This is a genomic window from Limibacillus halophilus (assembly GCF_014191775.1).
Classification (GTDB): Bacteria; Pseudomonadota; Alphaproteobacteria; order Kiloniellales; family CECT-8803; genus Limibacillus; species Limibacillus halophilus.
The window spans coordinates 435,499-452,559 of record NZ_JACHXA010000002.1; the positions used below are offsets into that span (position 1 = coordinate 435,499).

At 58.9% G+C, this 17,061-nt stretch carries 15 protein-coding genes and 1 tRNA gene; 5 read left to right on the forward strand and 11 right to left on the reverse strand.

The window, feature by feature from the left end; genetic code table 11:
• Positions 1-116 precede the first annotated feature (116 nt).
• A complete protein-coding gene (locus tag FHR98_RS05170) occupies positions 117-1,853 on the forward strand; it encodes an adenylate/guanylate cyclase domain-containing protein (RefSeq protein WP_322091214.1) in 1,737 nt (578 codons plus the stop codon).
• 31 nt (positions 1,854-1,884) lie between these two features.
• On the opposite strand, the gene FHR98_RS05175 is transcribed toward FHR98_RS05170, so the two are convergent.
• The 7 genes from FHR98_RS05175 to FHR98_RS05205 all read right to left on the reverse strand — a co-directional run bounded on the left by FHR98_RS05175 (position 1,885) and on the right by FHR98_RS05205 (position 6,963).
• A complete protein-coding gene (locus tag FHR98_RS05175; protein ID WP_183415564.1) occupies positions 1,885-2,118 on the reverse strand; it encodes a hypothetical protein in 234 nt (77 codons plus the stop codon).
• A gap of 182 nt (positions 2,119-2,300) precedes the next feature.
• Complete coding sequence (locus tag FHR98_RS05180) at positions 2,301-3,656, reverse strand: glycosyltransferase family 39 protein (RefSeq protein ID WP_183415565.1); 1,356 nt, start codon at positions 3,654-3,656, stop codon at positions 2,301-2,303.
• A gap of 475 nt (positions 3,657-4,131) precedes the next feature.
• On the reverse strand, positions 4,132-4,449 hold the full coding sequence (locus FHR98_RS05185) for a hypothetical protein (RefSeq protein ID WP_183415566.1): 318 nt from the start codon (positions 4,447-4,449) through the stop codon (positions 4,132-4,134).
• Between the two features lie 390 nt (positions 4,450-4,839).
• Positions 4,840-4,915 (reverse strand) — tRNA-Glu (locus tag FHR98_RS05190).
• 126 nt (positions 4,916-5,041) lie between these two features.
• Entirely contained in the window at positions 5,042-5,536 is a 495-nt protein-coding gene (locus tag FHR98_RS05195; protein WP_183415567.1) for a tetratricopeptide repeat protein, read from the reverse strand.
• Between the two features lie 32 nt (positions 5,537-5,568).
• Positions 5,569-6,627, reverse strand: a complete 1,059-nt coding sequence (locus tag FHR98_RS05200; protein ID WP_183415568.1) for a threonine aldolase family protein — start codon at positions 6,625-6,627, stop codon at positions 5,569-5,571.
• Between the two features lie 3 nt (positions 6,628-6,630).
• The gene (locus FHR98_RS05205; RefSeq protein WP_183415569.1) at positions 6,631-6,963 is read right to left on the reverse strand and encodes a hypothetical protein; all 333 of its coding nucleotides are present in this window, start codon (positions 6,961-6,963) and stop codon (positions 6,631-6,633) included.
• A 46-nt stretch (positions 6,964-7,009) separates the two neighbouring features.
• On the opposite strand from FHR98_RS05205, the gene FHR98_RS05210 reads away from it, so the two are divergent.
• Both FHR98_RS05210 and rpoH read left to right on the forward strand, forming a co-directional pair.
• Positions 7,010-7,987, forward strand: coding sequence for an RluA family pseudouridine synthase (locus FHR98_RS05210; protein WP_183415570.1), 978 nt, complete (start codon positions 7,010-7,012; stop codon positions 7,985-7,987).
• A gap of 109 nt (positions 7,988-8,096) precedes the next feature.
• Positions 8,097-9,002, forward strand: coding sequence for an RNA polymerase sigma factor RpoH (gene rpoH / locus FHR98_RS05215; RefSeq protein WP_183415571.1), 906 nt, complete (start codon positions 8,097-8,099; stop codon positions 9,000-9,002).
• Between the two features lie 72 nt (positions 9,003-9,074).
• On the opposite strand, the gene FHR98_RS05220 is transcribed toward rpoH, so the two are convergent.
• Positions 9,075-10,367 (reverse strand): adenylosuccinate synthase, encoded by a 1,293-nt coding sequence (locus FHR98_RS05220; RefSeq protein WP_183415572.1) that lies wholly within the window; start codon positions 10,365-10,367, stop codon positions 9,075-9,077.
• A gap of 4 nt (positions 10,368-10,371) precedes the next feature.
• A complete protein-coding gene (locus FHR98_RS05225) occupies positions 10,372-11,529 on the reverse strand; it encodes an ATP phosphoribosyltransferase regulatory subunit (RefSeq protein ID WP_183415573.1) in 1,158 nt (385 codons plus the stop codon).
• Between the two features lie 168 nt (positions 11,530-11,697).
• Between FHR98_RS05225 and FHR98_RS05230 the strand changes: the two genes are divergently transcribed.
• Positions 11,698-12,237, forward strand: coding sequence for a paraquat-inducible protein A (locus tag FHR98_RS05230; RefSeq protein ID WP_183415574.1), 540 nt, complete (start codon positions 11,698-11,700; stop codon positions 12,235-12,237).
• Here FHR98_RS05230 and serA read toward each other — a convergent pair.
• A complete protein-coding gene (serA, locus tag FHR98_RS05235) occupies positions 12,222-13,811 on the reverse strand; it encodes a phosphoglycerate dehydrogenase (RefSeq protein ID WP_183415575.1) in 1,590 nt (529 codons plus the stop codon). The genes FHR98_RS05230 and serA overlap by 16 nt on opposite strands.
• A gap of 72 nt (positions 13,812-13,883) precedes the next feature.
• Positions 13,884-15,071, reverse strand: a complete 1,188-nt coding sequence (locus FHR98_RS05240) for a phosphoserine transaminase (protein WP_183415576.1) — start codon at positions 15,069-15,071, stop codon at positions 13,884-13,886.
• 211 nt (positions 15,072-15,282) lie between these two features.
• Between FHR98_RS05240 and FHR98_RS05245 the strand changes: the two genes are divergently transcribed.
• Positions 15,283-17,061, forward strand: a complete 1,779-nt coding sequence (locus FHR98_RS05245) for an SLC13 family permease (RefSeq protein ID WP_183415577.1) — start codon at positions 15,283-15,285, stop codon at positions 17,059-17,061.

Here is a 17,061-nt window from a genome sequence, read left to right on the forward strand (position 1 = left end):
CCGAGGCATGCTATCGGCCAGCGCGATAGGCCCGGCCAATGCCGAGGCCGCAGGAGAGAGTTCCAAGCGCTCAACCAGGACTCTCGAAAATGAAGTCACCTATGCAAAAGCGAAGGTTGGCCGCTATCGTCGCCGCTGACATGGTGGGCTACAGCAAGCTCATGGAGCACGATGAGGCGGGAACGCATGCGCGCCTGAAGGCGCATCGCATAGAGCTGATCAACCCCGTCATCGACAGAACCGGCGGCAATATCATCAAGACCACCGGCGACGGCATGCTGATTGAATTCCCCAGCGTCGTCGACGCTCTGGCCTGTGCCGTGGAGATCCAGACCCGCATGGCACGGCGCAACAGCGACCTGCCGGAGACCTCGCGAATTGAGTTCCGAATAGGCATTAACCTCGGTGATGTGATCGTCGACGAGGACGACATCTTCGGTGACGGCGTGAACCTCGCCGCCCGCCTGGAGCAGTGCGCCGACCCGGGCGGCATCTGCGTCAGCCAGGTTGTCTACGACCAGGTGCAGGGGCGGATCGAAGTTGCTTTCGAGGACATGGGCGAGCGCACCGTCAAGAATATCTCCCGGCCGCTCCGCATGTATCGTGTGGTGCTGGATGCGCCCGCCAGCAGCAGCCCCGGCAAGCCTGAGAAACCTCGGGGTGAAGACACCTCCGTCAGCAAGCCCTCCATCGCCGTGCTGCCGCTGGAGAACATGAGCGGCGACCCGGAACAGGAATTCTTCACCGATGGCCTGACCGAAGACATCATCACGGAACTGGCCCGGTTCCACGAGCTTCTGGTGATCTCGCGCAACTCGACCTTCACCTATAAAGGCAAGGCTTCAAACTTGAAGACCGTGGCTAAGGAACTGAACGTCGACTACATCCTGGAAGGGAGCGTACGCAAGGCAGGCGACCGGATCCGCGTGACCGTGCAGCTGATTGAAGCAGACGAGGACCGGCATATTTGGGCGGAGCGCTACGACCGCAAGCTGGAGGACGTGTTCGCGATCCAGGACGAAATCACCACCGCCATCGTCTCCACGCTTTTCCGGCGGGTCGAAGACGCCACCCAGCGGCGCGCGAAGGTCAAACCAACGGAAAATATGCAAGCCTACGAGTGCGTCCTGGGCGCAAAGGTGCTGCACCACCGTTCGACGCGAGCGGATAACCTGGCGGCGCAGGAATTGATAAACCGCGCCATCGGACTGGACCCCGGCTACGCCCACGCGCATTCCTGGCGTGCCTGCATTCTGGGACAGTCCTGGGTCCATGATTGGTGCGAGGACCGTGATGCGACCTGGAACGCCGTTCAGGACGAGCTTAGGACCGCCTTGTCACTGGACGACAACGACGGCGACGTTCACCGGATCCTGGCGGCGGTCGCCGTTGCTTCCGACGACCTGGAAAAAGCCCGGTTTCACCAGGACCGGGCGCTCAGCCTCAACCCCAACTACGATCTCGTCGTCGTTCAACAGGGCGAGTTGCTGACCTGGGCGGGAAAGCCCGAGGACGGCATCGAGTGGATTCTCAAGGCCATGCGCATCAGCCCCTATCACCCCGAGCGATTCTGGGGTCATCTGGCACGGGCACAGTTCGCCGCAGAGCGCTACGGCGACGCCATCGCCTCCTTGAAGCACATCACCGGCTGCGACGCTCAGGCCCATGCCCTCTATGCCGCCGCCTACGCGCGCATGGGCGAAACCGTGGCCGCCAAGGCGCACGCCGCGGAGGCGCTGAAATGTGACCCTAAAATGACCCTGGAAACTTGCGCCGCCCAGCTTCATTACGCCAGCCAGGAGGAACGCGACGAACACCTCAAGGCACTGGCGGAGGCCGGTATCCCGGCCTGACCTGTCATGCCTGTACCCGGCTCAATGGGGCTCAGTGACTGACGCCGAGGAAGGCATCCATCAGCAGTAGCACGGCGGCGCCTCCCGCAAAGACGGAGGCGGTTACATTGAGATAGACGGTCGCGGTGGTTTCTTCCTTGAGCGCTTCCAACGCCTCCCGGCAGGTAGGATGATCGGCGGAGGATCGTTTCTTGCTGACGGCAACGTAAATGTTCAAAGCAGTTGCGGCGGAAATAGAAAAAATTGAAAGCGCTTCCAGATGCACCCTGTCGACCTTTTATTATTGATTCTGCGGAAGGGAGACCCTCTCATAAAACATTCGCTGACTGATATGCATATTGCGAATAGAGGCTTCCACCACACTGCATATTGATTAAATAAATTTAGATGTATCCTGGTCAGAAAGATCCGAATTCCTGCCGATTCCAGCAATAAAAAACCTCTGAATCAAGATGGTTTGAGGAACTTCCCCAACCGCGACATCACGTAGGTTCGCGACTCCGGGTTCTTGAACACGAGATCATAGACGATACGGGAACAGTTCAAGATCATTAGGACCATGAGAAATCCCCAAAGAACGGGGGCCAACGGCAATTCCTCAAGCACCAAGAATTGATCCCAAGTGGTCCAGGAAAATTCTGACTGCAGCGCGGCATACTTCACTGCCAGGTCTGTATTCTCCCCAAGGTGATGGAAGAAAACCGGCACTAAACCTGTCCCAAGATAGTGGGCATAGAATGACAGGAGATAAAGGCCGGCGACGAGTGAATATCCCACTTGTATTACTGGCCCCGAAAGCGCCATAGGTATCGCCAACCATGTGAGGTATTGTGCAGCAGAGGCTGGCGACAATACCATGAAGATTAGAAACGTCAGATTAACAGCCTTTACAAGTGTGCTGCCGCTCTCGGATCGGCTGGGCTGTCCAGGCCGAAAACTTGATAACCAGGAAAGAGAAACGATCGCAATCAAAAGAATTGGCAACAGGGCTTCACGCCACGCGGGGAAGAACCAACCGATTCCCCAAAACCCGCTTGTACCTTTATACACAAAAATGTTCCGAATGAGATCAGGGCCCGCAAGGTAAACGGGGAGCAAATACCCAACCGCCAGCGGCCATAACGTGCCAAGCACAAACCTGAAACGCGCCCGCCAACTTGGCAAGCAAAAGATAAAAGCAGGCAGCACTATCAAAGGAACGATTTTGATATTCAAAGCCAAACCGAGCGCCAGTCCCGCCAGAAAATAGGCTCGCTTGAACACTACGACATAGACCGCCAAGAATACCAAAAACATGAAAATTGGATCGGTGTTTCCATGCACGCCGCTCACGAGCAGCATCACTGGCGACAGGGCAAAAAGCGCAGCCGTAAGCACGCCTCGGATTGGCCCTAATAGGAGCGAGCCCAAAGCCCAAACAAGCCAGAGGCTGCCAAAGTCGGCGATCACCGACATCATCCTGAGCAGCGCCGAAAACAGCCACAGACTCTCACCGGAAACAGCGCCAAGAAACCATATGACGACCGCCATCAATGGCGGGTGATTGAAGTACCAGATATCCGAATAAATGCTGACGATTGAATTATTGCGCGTAAAATCGCTGAACTGCGCCCAATAAAGGACGTCATTTGTCCCCAATGTTTGAAATATTAGAGAGATTTTAAGTAGAACGGAAAAAACCCCAACGACATTAATGGCATTTTTCCAGTTTGATTTTCCTGCCTCACTTGTGGGCTCTGTTTCTATCTTCCTCAATTCACCAATCGAACGACAGCTGCCACGACAGCAGAGATCGCGAGCCACCCAATTGCCATCCACGTCGCAGCTCGGCGGAGTTGACCTCCCACCAGCCAGAACCCGGCAAAGACCGCTGCCAGAAACAAAAATGCTTCCATCAATTTGCGTTAGATCAGCAGGGCAAGCAATTGTATGACCGCCTTATGGCGGTTTAAAAACATAATTAACCTCTTTTTACGTGTGGTTTATTTTATAACGTATATTATTATTAAATTTGTCTGAAAATTTTACAATTAAAAATCGTGTTTTTCCGATCTGAAATGGCATTCACTGCTTGATCAGAAATACGTGTGAAACTGCGCTAAAACAGCTAATTGGGTTACTTTGTCGCGGCGAATGAAGCAGGTTTTAACAACCTCATAAAAGTGACCCGGAAGCGGCTTGGTCGTCGTGGGAGTTTTTGTGTCAACGGCGGTAAGTCGTGCCGGGATCTCGCCAGGCGGTCTTGGTTATTGAGCTCACATGAGGCGGCTAAACGTATCTAGTTTGGGACCACGGCAAAGTCGGTCTCGGTGACGCCATTACTGATCGCGTGACACGTTGAACCATTGGACTCCTTCTGACAGGCTTTGATTGCCACAGCGCTCATGCCGCTCGATGCACAAGGTGTTTTTGGGCAATAGGAATAACCACAGGATCGGCCGTCTTCCGACAGGGCAAAGTAAGTGGCCTGGGGGTCATTTTTGTACTGCTTGAAAAAGGCATAGCAGTCGGCGGATATGCGAATCTGCTCTGCGCCCGCGCTCTCGGAAATCAATGCAACAGATAGAAGGATCAACAGTGCCTGTACAAGTCTCATCACACGCCTTTTAGTGCCGTTCCATTACTAACTCGCAGGCCTACGCAAGGCCTCTATGCAGATGAAAAGCTCCGGCCCCAGTGCCGCTTCGGTCGTACAGAAGGAGACAGCCGTTAGAAATCTGTACCGTACCTTTTCCCTACATTGAGCGCGGCGTCCTGCCACCTATCATTGCGTATGGGACAAATTTTTTCCGTGGAGGTCAAGAAAAACGATAGTTACTTATATTTTTTACTATTTTTGCGGGCATCTTTCAGAAGCTATGGACGCCCCCTCTCGTAATAGTGGTGCGCGGTCCGCGTACCGCACGACAGGGCGGAGACCAAAAAGCCGCCCAAGGGGCGGCTCGGTCGTCATGGAAAATCTGAAATCGCCGGTCGGCGGAACCGTTGGCGTCCCCTAGGGGAGTCGAACCCCTGTTTCCGCCGTGAGAGGGCGGCGTCCTGGGCCACTAGACGAAGGGGACGTGGCCGGCGCAGGGCGGTGATATAACCAAAGACCGCGGCCCTGACAAGGGCAATCCACCGCGCCGACGAATATTGCGCGGCGGCCATAACGCGGCGGCGCGACTGTTGAGCCCCGCCGTACGCCCTTACCCACCCTTCTTGGCCTTGTAGGCGGCAATGGCCTGCTTGAGTTCCTCTTCTTCCTCGCAACCGAAGAAGCCACAGGCGTCGTCCAGGCGTTCAAGAACCTTCTCGGCTTCCGCCAGACGGTTGGTCTCCAGATAAAGCTCACCCAGATACTCCAGGGCGTAGATATGCTCGTCGTCGATCGCCAGAGCCTGATCGTAGTAACCCTCCGCCTCCTGGTACCGTCCGAGCTTGCGGGTGGCAAAACCCTTCAAACTATAAAGATCGGCGTTCTTGGCCTGACTCTGCTGCAGGCCATCCAGCTTGACCAGCGCCGCCTCGTACTGCTCATTGACGATCAGGGCGCGAACCTCCTTGAAGGGATCGTTCGTCCCGCTGTCGCCGCCCAAATCGGCGCGTGCGCCTCCCCCGGCCCCCGGCAATGCGATAAGCAAGGCCAGGAGAACCGCCGACGCCAGAGCGCCTACAGAAAAGGCTCTTTCTTGGAGATGCATGTTGCTCCGCTCCTCTCACCAACGCATGGGCGCTAGGATGCCTGGCTCCGTTTCCCGGTCAGGTCCCGCGCCGCCGCGACGAAGGCCTCGATCTCGGAGACCTCGCTGTCGAAGGCTGTCACCAAACGATAGACCCCGGCCCCGCCAAAGGTCCAGGGGTAGAAAATGAAGCCGCGCTCGGCCAGGCCGGCAGCAACGGCATCGGACAGGCGCAGGAATATCTCGTTACCCTGCACCGGGGCTACCAGTTCGATCCCCTCCAGGGCCTGCAAGCCGTCAGCCAGCAGACTGGCGGTATCGTTGGCGCGGGCAGCCAAACGGAGCCACAGATCGTCGGCCAGATAGGCTTCGAGCTGAGCGGATATGAAACGCATCTTGGAGTAAAGCTGCGCCGCCCGCTTGCGACGGAAAGGCAGACTTTCCGCCAGGCCGCGATCAAAAACCACCACAGCCTCGGCGGCCAGACAGCCATTCTTGGTGGCGCCGAAAGAAAGCACATCGACTCCCGCCTTCCAGGTCATCTCGGCGGGGCTGCAGCCCAGGCCGACCAAGGCGTTGGCGAAGCGCGCACCGTCCATCTGCACCCGCATTCCGGCATGCCGGGCCACCTCGGTAAGGGCGGCGATCTCGGAAGGACTATAGGCCGTGCCCCACTCGGTGAGCTGCGTCAGTGCCAGTACGGCGGGCTGCACGTGGTGTACATCGCCCTGACCTGAATTGGCGAGCTTGCGGGCCAGCGTCTCCGGATCAAGCTTGCCGACAGCGCCGGGCAAGCCGATCTGGCGCGCACCACCGGTGAACAGCTCGGGCGCGCTGCTTTCGTCCAGAATGATATGTGCATGCTCGTGACAGTAGATCGCCCCCCAGGGCGGCGTGATGATCGACAGCCCCAGGGTGTTGGCAGCCGTCCCGGTCGCCACCGGAAAGACGGCACAGTCGGCCTCGAACACCTCGGCCAGTCGCCGCTCGACACGAGCCGTCCAGTCATCGCCACCATAAGGCATGGCGCGACCGGTCGCGGCCTCGGCCAGAGCCTCCAGGATTTCCGGGGCGGCCCCGGCTGTGTTGTCCGACGCGAAGTTCTGGTTCATCGCTCAGGGCTCCTGTAACTGCGGGCTGATGCGGCCGACTATCCGGCCATTGTCCGGACTGACCAGCAACAGGTCGTCGCAGCCCAGGCTTGACGGCCCCTCCAGGCGCACCAGCAAGAGGCCTCCGTCAAGCTGAACATCGCCAAGGCGGCAACCCTTGGGCAGTGGCAAATCGGCTTGCCATGAAGCGGTATCCAGCCCCGGCGTGACGATGACTGCGGTCCCGTCACCGTCCTTGGGTGTGCTTACACGGCCTGCGATGGTGAACACGATTACGGCAAAGCCGACCACGATCAGCACAGCCATTCCAATAACAAGGACTTTCAGAGCCTTCACGCTATGCTATCCATTACGCTCGACAATCAACTGGAACCTGGCCAGCATGACCGTAGACGACACACGGCAGAAACTGGAAGTGAGCGCCGAGGAAGCCGGCCAACGTCTGGACCGATTCCTGACCGCCCATCTCCCCGACCTCAGCCGCTCGCGCTTGAAGGCGCTGATCGAAGACGGCCACCTGCAGGTGGACGGCGCGACGATAATGCAGCCCTCCGCCAGGGTCAAACAGGGTCAGCGTCTGGAACTCCACGTTCCCGAGGCCGCACCGGCTCTGCCCGAGGGCGAGGCCATCCCCCTGGATATCCTTTTCGAGGACGAACACCTGCTGGTGCTAAACAAGCCCGCCGGGCTGGTCGTCCACCCTGCGCCCGGCAACATGACGGGCACCCTGGTAAACGCGCTGATCGCTCATTGCGGCGACAGCCTGAAGGGCATCGGCGGAATCAAACGGCCCGGGATCGTTCATCGTCTGGACAAGGACACCAGCGGGGTCATGGTGGTCGCCAAGACCGAAGCGGTCCACAAGGCGCTGGTCGACGCCTTCGCCAAGCGCGACCTGGAGCGTCGCTATCTCGCTTTGGTCTGGGGCTTGCCTGCCCCCTCCAGCGGGCGCATCGAAGGCAACATCGGCCGCAGCCCGCGCAATCGCAAGAAAATGGCCGTCGTGACCAGTGGCGGGCGCGAAGCCGCCACGCGCTACCGGGTCCTGGAGAGCCTCGCTCAAGGGACGGCGGCGCTGGTGGAGTGCAAGCTAGAGACCGGGAGAACGCATCAAATTCGCGTGCACATGACCGAAGCGGGTTACCCCCTGATCGGCGATCCGCTATATGGACGCGCATCGCAAGCCCGGATGCGGGCGCTCACCGCGGCGGCTCAGAGCGCCGTCAAAGCATTTCCGCGTCAGGCCCTGCATGCAGCCAGCCTTGGATTTCGGCACCCGGCGAGCTGCGAATGCCTTGAATTTGCCACAGAATTGCCATCCGATATCCAAGCCTTGAAAGATAGTTTAGAAGCACTTTAATATAGTAGGAACTTGATACGGTGGGGGCTGACGCCAAGATGGCAAGGTGGCTCTCGGCTTCAGGTTCCCAGTACAAGAAACATCTGTTCGAAAGGGGAGCAGCGACATCATGGCCGCGCCCAGAATGCCGTCGGTATCCGAGAGCAACCTGACCCGCTACCTGCAGGAAATCCGTAAATTTCCGATGCTGGAGCAGAACGAGGAGTACATGCTCGCCAAAAGCTGGCGTGAGCATGACGACGTCGAGGCTGCCCACAAGCTGGTGACCAGCCACCTTCGGTTGGTGGCCAAGATCGCCATGGGTTATCGCGGCTATGGCTTGCCGGTCTCCGAATTGATCTCCGAGGGTAATGTCGGCATGATGCAGGCGGTCAAGCGCTTCGACCCGGAGCGCGGTTTCCGCCTGGCAACCTATGCGATGTGGTGGATCCGCGCCGCCATCCAGGAATACATTTTGCATTCCTGGTCCTTGGTGAAGATGGGTACGACCGCCGCGCAGAAGAAGCTGTTCTTCAATCTGCGTAAGATGAAGGGCAAGATCCAGGCCATTGACGAGGGCGACCTGCATCCTGAACAGGTAACCTATATCGCGACCGAGCTAGGCGTTCCCGAGGCTGACGTGGTCTCGATGAACCGCCGCCTCGCTGCCCCGGACCATTCGCTGAACGCGCCGCTGCGCCAGGACGGCGACGGAGAGTGGATGGATTGGCTGGAGGACGAAAGCGAGAGCCAGGAATCCCAGCTCGCCGAAAGCGAGGAACTTGGCAAGCGACGTGCGCTGCTCAAGCACGCCATGGCCACGCTGAATGAACGCGAAAGGCATATCCTGACGGAACGACGCTTACAGGACGAACCCACGACGCTGGAAGACCTAAGTCAGGTTTACGGTATCAGCCGCGAACGTGTGCGCCAGATCGAGGTGCGCGCTTTCGAAAAGCTGCAGAAATCGATCCGTAATGCTGCGATTGAGGAACGGCTCGCCAGCGAACAACAATTGGCCGAAGCGGACTCCTGATCCCGGCAAGCGACGCAAGATACCTGAGTCAAGTAAGCGGCGGCCTGCTGTACAAGCAGCGCCGCCTCTTTCTTATCCGGCGAAAGGATCCTTCATGAGGATTGTATCGTCACGCTCAGGGCTGGTGGACAGCAAGGAAACCGGCGCCTTGATCAACTCCTCGACCCGGCGAACATACTTGATTGCGGTTGCGGGCAGATCGGCCCAGCTTCGCGCGCCGTAGGTACTCTCCTGCCAGCCTTCCATCGTTTCGTAGACCGGCGTCACCTTTGCCTGATACTCGGTCATGGCCGGTAAATAGTCGATCCGCTTGCCGTCCAACTCATAGGCAACACAGACCTTCAATTCCTTCAAGCCGTCCAATACGTCCAGCTTTGTAAAGGCAATCCCGTCGATACCGCCAACCTTCACGGCCTGCTTCACCATCACGGCATCGAACCAGCCGCAGCGGCGCTGGCGCCCGGTCACGGTTCCGAACTCGCGACCGCGCTCACCAAGCGTGCGGCCGATCTCGTCGCTCAGCTCGGTCGGGAAAGGTCCCGAACCGACCCGCGTCGTGTAAGCCTTGGTGATTCCCAGCACGGTACCGATGGCTTTCGGTCCGACGCCCGAACCGGCGGCTGCCTGGCCGGAAACCGTGTTGGAGGAAGTCACATAAGGATAGGTCCCGTGGTCGACATCCAACATGGCGCCCTGTGCGCCTTCGAAAAGGATGCGCTTACCCTGACGCACGGCCGTATCAAGCGTCCGCCAGACCGGCTGGGCATAAGGCAGGATACGCGGTGCCAGCTCCAGCAGGTCCTTTACCAGTTGGTCGCCGTCCACCTCAGGTTCGCCCAGGCCCCGCAGCAAGGCATTGTGATGCAGCAGCATGCCTTCGATCCGGCGCAGCAGATTCTCTTTGTCGGCGATATCGCAGATGCGAATGGCCCGGCGTCCGACCTTGTCCTCGTAGGCGGGCCCGATACCCCGGCCGGTCGTGCCGATCTTCTCTTTGCCGCGCGCAGCTTCGCGAGCCCGGTCCACGGCCCCGTGCATCGGTAAAATCAAGGCGCAGGTATCGGAAATCTTGAGATTGTCGGGGGAGATATCGACACCCTGCTTTTTGATCCGTTCAATCTCATCCATCAGGGCCCAGGGATCGACCACGACACCATTGCCGATGATCGCCAGCTTGTTCGGGCGCACCACGCCGGACGGGAGCAGCGACAATTTGTAGGTCTGGCCACCGATTACCAGGGTATGGCCGGCATTGTGGCCTCCCTGGAAACGTACCACCACGTCAGCGCGCTCCGACAACCAGTCGACAATCTTGCCCTTCCCTTCATCGCCCCATTGGGAGCCGACGACGACGACATTGGCCATGATTTCAGTTTTCCTCCACTTTTCGGAGCGTTTCGCCGGACAGCCAGTAATCGCAGGCCATCCTGCGGGCCTCCTTGCGATCTTCCTCTACCGGATCGTGTCCGGCCAGGGTGACAAAGCCTTTTTCACGCAGCGCAGTCGCAATTTTAGGGTCATGACCCGCCGGCAGGTAGACGCGCGATGGCGCATCCGGTTCTGGCAGGGCCCTGAGCAGACTATCCATATACAGGGTGACACCCGTCGCAGGCTCAAAGCAGCCGCCCGCCGCGCGCGCCGCGTAGCGGCCGCCGCGTCCCAATTCGCCGCGTACACCGCGCGCAAAGAACGCAAACGACACACCCGTCTGATACTCGAATCCGCGATGTTCCGTCGGGTCGACGGTGATGCGCAAATCCGGCTTCAATTCCCGCAGCCGCTCGACAACCGCCAGCAGCCGTTCAAGCTCTTCCTGCGCATCTTCCGGCACTGTCAGGCGCGACAGCGCCGCAACCGCCCGTTCTACCGGTCCAGCAGCGCGCAAAAGCGCACTCAGAAGCTTTCCGTGCTCTTTCGAAATGGCCTTGACGGCCGCAGCATCCTTGCGATCCAACGCTTCACGCAAGTCGGCGCTTTCCGATGGCGACAATCCTAGCGTGCGCGCTATGGCAGGAACCAGCGTCGGCAGCGCTATATCAACGCTAAGCCGCGTGACGCCGATCTTTTCCAATGCCGAGGCCGCCAATGCGATTATCTCGGCGTCGGCGCCGCTGCTTTCGCTACCGATTAATTCGGCTCCGACCTGAGCAATCTGACGGTCGTTGCGGAGCTGATTGCCCTTCACCCGCAGTACCTGACCAGCATAACAGAGACGCAACGGCCTCGGCTCACCGGAAAGCCGCGTGGCGGCGATGCGTACGACCTGGGTGGTCATGTCGGCACGCAGACCCATCATTCGCTGGCTGAGCGGGTCCATCAATCTGAAGGTCTGCTGCGATAAAGCCGCGCCCGCACCGTCGAACAGTGTTTCCTCGAACTCAAGCATCGGCGGTTTGACGCGTTGGTAGCCACAGGCTGAAAAGAGATCGAGGATACGCGAAATGGCCGCCGACTCCTGAGCGGCTTCCGGCGGCAACAAATCCACCATGCCTGCTGGCAACAGAGCTTTTTCGCCTTTTTCCGTCATGCTATCGGCATTATCCAATTAAACGGTACTAGGCCCCTAGCGGGCGTAGCCACAAACCCGCGTTGTACTAGCCTTTTTGTTGGGCGGCTGAAAGGGAAAATGCCTTTCCACGATGGAGCCAGCCAGGAAAACCCGCTAGCTTCGGTCGCGAAACCAACCGGAGAGATCATGACCGATAAGGTTAGTCCCCCTGATGATCCGCCCTCACTGGCTAGCTGTGCCTTGGGTTTGGACAAACTTCTAGGCCCGGTGCTGCTGTTATCCGGGGTTCTGCTCGCGTTCGGCTGGACTCTGCCAATGATGACGGTATCCCGCTTCGTTTTCCTATCGGAAGAGGTCTCAATTCTCCGTGCCATCGGCCAGCTTTGGGATGCCGATGAGATATTTCTCTTCCTGGTCATTGCAACCTTCTCTGTGGTCTTTCCCGCGTTGAAGGTCGGTATAGGCTTGCTCCTTTGGTATCGCTCGCGACACGCCATTCGCAGGCGCCGCTGGCTTGCCGGTCTGGAAATGCTAGGGCGCTGGTCGATGCTGGATGTCTTCGTGGTGGCATTGATCGTAGTCGCCATCCAGATATCGCTGATCGACGATGTCGCCCTGCACGCCGGACTCTACGTCTTCACCGCCGCAATCCTGCTATCGATGCTGGTACTACGCCGCATGGAAACCCTCGCCCAACGCTTGGACAGGACTCAAAGCAAGGGTTGAAAGCTCAAGGGTTCCGCCCGTTCCACCAAATCCAATGCCCGCACTTTCTTCAAGGTCTCAGCGCTTAGACTTTGATCCAACTCGAGAAGTGCGATGGCGTCACCGCCGGGACTGCTGCGTCCCAGATGGAACGTGGCGATGTTGACACCCGCGTCCGATAGGATGGTGCCCAGGCGCCCGATCAGACCGGGCTTATCCTTGTTGGTGATGTAGAGCATATGCGGGCCCAACTCGGCCTCGACCTGAATGCCTTTGATTTCCACGACCCGGGGCTTGGTTCCACCGAACAGGGTTCCCGCGACCGACCGTTGCCCACGGTCAGTCTTGACCGTCACACGGATTAGTGTCTGATAGTCGCAATCACCGTCACGCTTGGTTTCCGACAAAGCGATGTCGCGCTCGCGCGCAAGGACCGGTGCGTTGACCATGTTGACACTGTCCAACATGGGACGTAGCAAGCCCGTTAGGACGGTTTGCGTCAGGGGCCGGCAATTGAGTTCAGCCACGTGGCCTTCGTACTCGATGTTGACTGAAGTCAGGCCGGTTCTGGTCAATTGCCCGGCAAAGGAACCCATCTGTTCGGCGAGCTGCATGTAGGGCTTCAGGCGTTTGGCGTCCTCCGCGCTCAACGACGGCGTATTGAGAGCGTTGCGTACCGCGCCGGTGAGCAGAAAATCCGCCATCTGTTCGGCGATTTGCAAGGCCACCTTTTCCTGTGCTTCGCTGGTCGAGGCGCCCAGATGCGGCGTGCACACCACCTGTTCCAATCCAAATAACGGGCTTTCGCGCGCCGGTTCCGTCTCGAATACGTCAAGGGCAGCGCCCGCCACCTGTCCCGACTGGATGGCGTTGTAGAGCGCGGCTTCGTCGACCAGCCCACCGCGCGCGCAGTTAATGATGCGAACACCAGGTTTGGTCTTGGCGAGTGATTCCTCATTCAAGATACCGCGCGTCTGTTCGGTCAAGGGAACATGAAGGGTGATGAAATCCGCCGCCCCTAGAAGTTCATCCAGCTCAACCTTTCTGACCCCCAGGTCGTCGGCGCGCTCGTTGCTCAGGAAGGGGTCATAGGCAACCACCTTCATTCGCAAGCCCAGTGCCCGCTCGGCGACGATGGAGCCGATATTTCCGCACCCCACAATGCCGATCGTTTTGCCGGTTAACTCGACGCCCATGAAGCGGGATTTTTCCCACTTTCCGGCCTTCGTCGAACTGTTGGCTTCAGCAATCTGGCGCGCCAGCGTGAAGAGAAGGGCCAATGCATGCTCGGCGGTGGTGATGGAGTTTCCGTCCGGCGTGTTCATCACGACAATGCCGCGTCCGGTGGCGGCGGCAATATCGACGTTATCGACACCAATACCAGCGCGCCCGATCACCTTCAGGTTCGTCCCAGCGGCAATAATCTCGGCGGTCGCCTTGGTCGCCGAGCGCACGGCCAGCCCATCAAACGCCGCGATTTTCTCCTTGAGTGCTGCTGGCGTCAGATCGGTGGCCACCACCGTCTCGATGCCGCGCGCTTCAAAAATCTCGGCCGCAAGGGGGCTCATTTTATCGCTGATCAGAACCTTAGGCATTGTGCTTGTTCAATCCTCTCCAAGCTATGAATTAAGCGGGGCTCAGGTACCTTGTGTACTACATGGGTGCGTTCAGGCGGACATCTCACCCTTAACGGCGGCATAAGCCCAATCCAACCAGGGAAGGAGCCGTGTCATATCGCCGCTATCGACCGTAGCACCACCCCACAGCCGCAGCCCCGGAGGTGCGTCGCGGTAGCCGTTGATGTCGTATGCGACGCCTTCGGCCTCCAGCAGGGCCGCAATCTTCTTGGGAACGGATGCCTGTTCCTTTTCAGACAGCGCCGCAAACCAGGGCGATACGATTTTGATGCAAATCGACGTGCAGGAGCGCTGAGAGGGCTCGGTTGCCAGGAAATCGGCCCAGTCGCTTGTCGATACCCAACGGGCGACTGCAGACAGGTTGGCCTCCGCGCGCGCTTTTAAAGCCGGGAGTCCGCCGATCTCCACCCCCCAACGCAGGCTATCCAACTGATCCTCGACGCAAAGCATCGAGGGAGTGTTTATCGTGGCGCCCTCGAACACCGCCTCATCCAATTTACCGCCTTTGGAAAGCCGGAAAATCTTCGGCATCGGCCACTCGGGTTGATAGCTCTCCATGCGCTCGACCGCGCGTGGGCTCAAGGCCAGCATGCCGTGCGCCGCTTCGCCCCCCATAACCTTCTGCCAGGACCAGGTCACGACATCCAAGCGATCATACGGCAAATCCATCGCGAAGACCGCCGAGGTCGCATCGCAAATCTTGAGGCCCGGTCCATCGGGAATCCAATCGCCGTCGGGCAATCGGACACCGGATGTCGTGCCATTCCAGGTGAAGACAAGATCACGCTCACCATCAACGGCAGAGAGATCCGGCAAGGACCCGTAATCGGCCTTCAATACGCGAACATCGGAAAGCTTGAGTTGCTTGACCACATCCGTCACCCAGGCGCTGCCGAAGGATTCCCAAGCGAGCATATCCACCCCTCTTGGGCCCAGCAGGTTCCACAAGGCCATCTCGATGGCGCCGGTGTCGGAGGCTGGAACGATCGCCAAACGCCAGCCTTCGGGCAACCCGAGCAACCGCTTGGATAGCTCGATTACCTCGGCCAATCTGGCCTTCCCTTCCCTGGCGCGGTGCGACCGTCCCAGAAAGGCATTGGACAGCACCTCCGTCGACCAGCCCGGCCGCTTTGCACAGGGACCCGAGGAGAAGTTCGGGTTCTGCGGCTTAACCGCGGGCGGTTGCACGGATGTCAGGGGTCGTGCCGTCGGATTCATCTGTCGTTCCCTTGCATTAGATGGTCGCTATCTGACAGTTTCGGCGCGGAGTTTAGGAGCCATGTTGCGGCGCGTCAACGCAGCCGAACCAAATTTTATCTTGGGCAGCAGCGGAGCAATCTCATAATTTTGCTGCGTTGCAAAATAAATTTACCTTCCTAAGAGGTATCGGACTAGGGGACACTAGGTTGGAACAGGGAAGAATCCATACATGACGCAACAGATACTGCTGCTAGGCATCATAGCTGCGACTCTGCTCCTCTTCGCCTGGGGCCGCTGGCGATATGATCTTGTTGCGGTCGTAGCACTCATGGCCAGTGTCACGCTTGGATTGGTGCCAGGAGAAGACGCCTTTTCCGGCTTTGGCCACCCGGCGGTAATAACGGTAGCCGCCATTTTGGTGATCTCCCACAGCCTCCAGAACTCAGGCGTGGTTGCCGGCATCGGCCGCATTCTAAATCCAGCGGGGCGCTACCCTGTCGGTCAGGTCTTTGTCTTGACCGGGACAACGATGCTGCTTTCGGCCTTCATGAACAATGTCGGCGCTCTGGCTTTGATGTTGCCGGTCGCTATCAACGCGGCACATATCAGCGGACGCCCGCCCAGCCAGCTCCTGATGCCCATATCCTTCGGGTCACTTCTGGGTGGCACGCTAACGCTGATCGGCACACCACCCAATATCATCATAGCGGCGTACCGGGAGCGCGAAACCGGCGTGGCCTTCGGATTGTTTGACTTTTCACCGGTCGGCTTGGGAATTGCCGGGTTGGGCTTGCTTTACATCGCGTTCCTTGGGTGGCGATTGCTGCCGGGCCGGGAGAACGAAAGCGCCCCGGCAGCGGAGCGTTTTGAAATAGAAGACTACATCACGGAAGTACGGATTACCGAAGGTTCGACCCTGGCCGGGCGTCGACTTGTGGACTTGGAAACGATGGCGCAATCCGACTTGGCGGTGGTGGCGCTGGAACGCCGTAAGGACCGGATGCTTGCCCCCTCGCCCTATCTACGTCTGCAAGTCGGTGATGTTTTGGTGCTGGAGACCGACCCCGCCACATTGAAACGCACAATGGAATCGGCGGGCCTGGAATTGATGGGTGCGCCGGAGTCGACTGCCAAATCGCTCCGCAGCGACCGTGTCGGGCTGGTGGAAGTCGTGGTCACGCCAGGATCGCGTTTCGAGGGCCGTACCGTCCGCAACTTGCGTCTGCATACCAGCTACGGGCTCAACCTGCTCGGCGTCTCGAGGCGCGGCGAGCGCATCACCGACCGTTTGGGACAAGTACGCTTTCACGCCGGTGACGTGCTCCTGCTCCAAGGCGAGATCGAGGCCCTGTCGGCAACCTTTGCATTGCTGGGTGTCTTGCCTCTCGCACAGCGCGAGCTGCCGGTACGGCGGCCGGATGGACTCGCTTGGCGAAGCCTGGCGGTGTTCGCGGCCTCGATTGTCTTGCTTCTGACAGGATTGCTGCCGCCACAAGTTGCCTTCGTCCTGGCGGTCGTCGCCTTGGTGCTGCTCGGCGACATCACTTTGCGTGAAGTTTACGAAGCGATCGACTGGCCGATCGTCGTCTTGCTGGGAGCAATGATCCCCGTTGGGCTAGCCATGGAGACCAGTGGTGCCGCAGCCAGCATCACCGCGCCCATTCTTGCCCTACAGGATAGTGCGCCAATTTGGTTGATCCTGATGTTGCTGATGGCAGTCACGATGTTGATGACCGACATCATGAACAATGCCGCCACTGCCGTTCTGATGGCCCCCATCGCAATCACTTTGGCGAGCGGCCTAGGGGTCAGCGCCGACCCCCTTCTAATGACCGTGGCCGTTGGTGCCTCTTCAACCTACCTGACGCCAATCGGGCACCAATCCAATCTGCTTGTCATGGGCCCGGGCGGCTATCGCTTCAGCGACTACTGGCGCATGGGTCTGTTGCTTGACTTGCTGATTCTGGTGGTCTCAGTGCCCTTGATCCTGCTGGTCTGGCCGCTGTAG

Coding starts and splice junctions, on each gene's coding strand:
- FHR98_RS05185 (WP_183415566.1), bottom strand. CDS start 4,449: ATGAGACTTGTACAGGCACTGTTGATCCTTCTATCTGTTGCATTGATT.
- FHR98_RS05210 (WP_183415570.1), top strand. CDS start 7,010: ATGACCGTAGACGACACACGGCAGAAACTGGAAGTGAGCGCCGAGGAA.
- FHR98_RS05240 (WP_183415576.1), bottom strand. CDS start 15,071: ATGAATCCGACGGCACGACCCCTGACATCCGTGCAACCGCCCGCGGTT.
- FHR98_RS05200 (WP_183415568.1), bottom strand. CDS start 6,627: ATGAACCAGAACTTCGCGTCGGACAACACAGCCGGGGCCGCCCCGGAA.
- FHR98_RS05225 (WP_183415573.1), bottom strand. CDS start 11,529: ATGACGGAAAAAGGCGAAAAAGCTCTGTTGCCAGCAGGCATGGTGGAT.
- FHR98_RS05195 (WP_183415567.1), bottom strand. CDS start 5,536: ATGCATCTCCAAGAAAGAGCCTTTTCTGTAGGCGCTCTGGCGTCGGCG.
- rpoH (WP_183415571.1), top strand. CDS start 8,097: ATGGCCGCGCCCAGAATGCCGTCGGTATCCGAGAGCAACCTGACCCGC.
- serA (WP_183415575.1), bottom strand. CDS start 13,811: ATGCCTAAGGTTCTGATCAGCGATAAAATGAGCCCCCTTGCGGCCGAG.
- FHR98_RS05245 (WP_183415577.1), top strand. CDS start 15,283: ATGACGCAACAGATACTGCTGCTAGGCATCATAGCTGCGACTCTGCTC.
- FHR98_RS05230 (WP_183415574.1), top strand. CDS start 11,698: ATGACCGATAAGGTTAGTCCCCCTGATGATCCGCCCTCACTGGCTAGC.
- FHR98_RS05220 (WP_183415572.1), bottom strand. CDS start 10,367: ATGGCCAATGTCGTCGTCGTCGGCTCCCAATGGGGCGATGAAGGGAAG.